The following is a 3808-nucleotide window of genomic DNA, read 5'->3' on the forward strand; positions in this document are numbered from 1 at the left end:
CGGGAGGCCGTCGAGACCCTGGCGGAGCTGCCCTGAAGATCTCGGCGTCGGGGTGCAGGGCGAGTTGTTCCTCGATCTGGTCGGCCAGGACCTGGATCTGGGCGGTGATCGCCTCGAGCGCGGTGATCAGGGCGAGGGTGATCTGAGCTCGGGCACCGCCGTCACCGGTCAGGCCGTGGGGTGCGTCGGCGAGGCGTTGGTGGAGGGTGTCGGCGCTGGTATGGCCGCTGTAGCCGACGCTGTGCAGCCAGGCGGCGAGTCGCTTGGCCGAGAGCCAGACCCTGGGCAGTCCCGCGCGTTGTTGGTCGGGGAAGCGCCGCAGGAACCTCAGGCTGATCTTGGAGTCGATGTCGGAGAACAGGCCGACCGCACCGGGGAAGGCGACGGCGAGGTGGGCGCGCAGCTGGTTGGCCAGTGCGATCCGGTGGGTGACGAGGTCTTTGCGGGCCCGGCAGGTCGCGCGCAGGGTGATCGTGGCCGGGGTGTCGAGGGTCAGTGGGCGCAGGCGGTGTCGGTCGGTGCGCACGGTGTCGGCCAGGACGTAGGCGTCGAACCGGTCGTCTTTGTTGCCTGCCGAGCCGTAGCGGCCGCGCAGGTTCTTCACCTGCAGCGGTGGGATGACGAACACGGTGAACCCGGCGGCGAGCAGTGTTTCGACCACCGGGCCGTCGCCGCGTTCGATCCCGACCTCGGTGACACCGGCTCGACGCAGGCGCCGGCACAGCCCGCGCAGGCCGGGGCGGGTGTGGGTGACGGTGAACCGCTCCATGGCGGTGCCGTCGGGAGCGACGACGGCGACGGCGTGGTCGGTGCTGGCCCAGTCGATTCCGCTGGTCGGGGTAGGTGTGCTCGGGCGGCTGTGCTCGGCGGGTCGCGAGGGAGGGGTCTTCGGCGCGACACTCATCGTTGCCTCCTGTCTGTTGCCGCAGCAGGTAGGCACCCGGTGGTTCCCGACACGACAGCCGGTCGCTCACTGATCGGCGCTCGTCGGCGCGCAGCCCTGTCGCCGGTCGGCGTGGCGGGGACCACCGGGCCCCGCAGAACTCACAGTGGACCTTCGAAGGTCAAGCGAGCAGGGCGATCACCCGGTGGCCACCAGTGGTGCATCCGAACCATCTCAGCCGGCCCGGACACAAGGAAGGTGCACCAGTGAGCGGGTCTGCCCGGTGTGAACGAGGGCGCGGTGACGACGACGGGATCCAGGCGACCTGTCGGATACCGACCGTGGCCTGCGGATCGAGGTGTCGGCGGACACCTCACCCCGACGTGAGACACACCCGGCGAGGTCGCCGCACCCGCCCGGGAGGCGCGGTCAGACGACCTTCGCCGCCCGCAGCCGCGCCAGCCGTTCGGTCGTGACGCCGAGCCCGGTGAGCACCTCGTCGGTGTCCCGTCCGAGCTCGGTGCCCAGCCAGCGGACGGCGCCGGGCGTGCGGGACAGCCGGAACATCACGTCGGGCATCCGGACGGGGCCGAGGACGGGATGGTCGAAGGTCCCGATGGACCCGATCGCCTCGTACTGAGGGTCCTGCAGGATGTCGGCCGCCGAGTGGACCGGCGCGACGGGCACGCCCGCGGCCCTGCAGTCGGCGACCGCCTGCTCGGCCGTGCGCGCGGCGAACCAGGGCACGATCGCGGCGTCGATCGTGTCGGTGTGGGCGCGGCGTCCGCTCGCGTGCGCGAACCACGGCTCCTCGGCGAGCTCGGGCGCGCCCATCAGACGGACCACACTGGTCGCGGTGCCGGCGGTGCTGGCCGAGAGGGCGACCCAGGCCTCGTCCTTGGTCCGGTACATGCCACGCGGGGCGTTCATCTCGGCCTGGTTCCCGGTGCGGTGGAGGGTGCGGCCGAGCTGGTCCTGGGTCACGAGCTGGGGCTCGAGCAGCGTCAGCAGCGGCTCGATGATGGAGAGGTCGACCTCCTGCCCGCGGCCGCTGGCGGACCGCTCGAAGAGCGCCGTCATGATCCCCAGGGCTGTCGCGATGCCCGTGACGCCGTCGGCGAGCCCGAACGGCGGCAGGTGGGGCTCCGACGTGGGGTCGCCGTTGCGGAAGGCGAAGCCGGACATGGTCTCGCCCATGGTGCCGAAGCCCGGGTCGTCCACCAGCGGGCCGCGGCGGCCGAAGCCGCTGACGTGCGCCACGACGAGGCCGGGGTTCTCCGCGGCGAGCTGTTCGTAGCCGAGCCCCCACCGTTCCATCGTGCCCGGACGGAAGTTCTCGACGACGACGTCCGCGGTCGCGGCCAGGCTCCGGAAGATCTCCTGGCCCTCCTCGCTGCCGAGGTAGAGAGTCACGCTCTTCTTGTTGCGCCCCAACATGAGCCACCACAGCGGCACGCCGTCCCGGTCGTAGCCGTGGTGTCGCGCGGGGTCGCCGTGTGTCGGGTGCTCGATCTTGATCACCTCGGCCCCGAGGTCGCCGAGTAGCATCGCGGCCAGCGGCGCGGCGATGACCGTCGAGGCGTCGAGGACGCGGACCCCGGCTAGGGGCAGGTGCGGTTCGGCGCTGTCCATGGTGTCTCCGTTCTCAGGGGGCGTGCTCGCCCGTCAGAGGTGCAGGTAGACGGACTTCTTCTCCAGATAGGCGTCGAGCCCTTCGGGACCGTTCTCGCGGCCCCACCCCGACTGCTTGAACCCGCCGAACGGCAGCGAGCGGTCGCGGCGGCCGTAGCAGTTGACCCAGACGTTGCCCGCGTCGAGCAGCCGCACGGCGCGGTGGGCCACGCCGAGGTCGCGGGTGAACAAGCCGGCGCCGAGGCCGTACGGACCGGCGTTGCCGATCCCGGGAAGCTCGTCGAGCCCGCCGAACGGCATGACGGTGAGCACGGGGCCGAAGATCTCCTCGCGGACGATCCGCATATCCGCGCGGGTCCCGGTGAAGATCGTCGGCTCGACGAAGTAGCCGACCCCTCCCGACGCGACGCCACCGGTGACGACCTCACCGCCTTCGGCGAGCCCGCTCGCGACGTAGTCCAGGACCCGGGCGCGCTGTCGCTCCGAGATCAGCGGGCCGATCTGGGTCCCGGCGTCGAGACCGTTGCCGACCCGCAGGCCCTTCGCGTGCTCGACGAGGCCCGCCACCAGGTCGTCGACGATCCCCGGCTGGGCGTACACCCGCGATCCCGCGAAGCACACCTGCCCGCTGTTCGCGAAGATCCCCGCCCCGACGACGGGGACGGCGGCGTCGAGGTCGGCGTCGTCGAACACGAAGACCGGAGACTTCCCGCCCAGCTCCAGCGTGACGCGCTTGAGGTTGCCCGCCGAGGCCGCCACGATGCCACGCCCGACCTCGAGCGAGCCGGTGAAGGAGATCTTGTCGACGTCGTCGTGGTGGACCAGGGCGGCACCCGCCGCCGGGCCGGTCCCGGTGACCACGTTGACGACGCCGGGCGGGACGCCGGCCTCCAGCACGAGCTCGGCGAGCCGCAGGGTGCTCAGCGATGTCTGCTCCGCGGGTTTGACGACCACGCTGCACCCCGCCGCCAGGGCGGGGGCCAGCTTGTTGCCGAGGCTGGCGAGCGGGCCGTTCCACGGGACCACGAGACCGGCTACGCCGACCGGCTCGCTCACGGCGAAGGCGTGGTACTCGAGGTCCTCGCCCATGTCGGCGGTGCGGCCGTGCAGCCGCGTGCAGGCCCCCGCGAAGTAGCGGAACCCCTCGACGACCCCGTCGAGCAGGCCGCGGGCCATCGCGATCGGCATGCCGTTGTCCAGCACCTCGATCCGCGCGAGCTCGTCGGCGTGCGCCAGGACGAGGTCCGAGATCGCCCAGAGGATCTCGCCGCGGCGCTTGGCCGGGGTGCCCCG

3 protein-coding genes are annotated in these 3808 nt (G+C 72.0%); all 3 read right to left on the bottom strand.

The window, feature by feature from the left end:
* The coding region (locus H5J29_RS24600; protein WP_181783407.1) for an IS110 family transposase at window positions 1–904 on the bottom strand (904 nt) is incomplete at its 3' end.
* Window positions 905–1312: 408 nt separating this feature from the next.
* Window positions 1313–2515 (bottom strand): CaiB/BaiF CoA transferase family protein, encoded by a 1203-nt coding sequence (locus H5J29_RS24605; RefSeq protein WP_181783408.1) that lies wholly within the window; start codon window positions 2513–2515, stop codon window positions 1313–1315.
* A 33-nt stretch (window positions 2516–2548) separates the two neighbouring features.
* A partial coding sequence (locus tag H5J29_RS24610) for an aldehyde dehydrogenase family protein (RefSeq protein ID WP_181783409.1) occupies window positions 2549–3808 on the bottom strand: 1260 nt, incomplete at its 5' end.

The sequence above is a fragment of the Pseudonocardia pini genome (genome assembly GCF_013870575.1).
GTDB lineage: Bacteria > Actinomycetota > Actinomycetes > Mycobacteriales > Pseudonocardiaceae > Pseudonocardia > Pseudonocardia pini.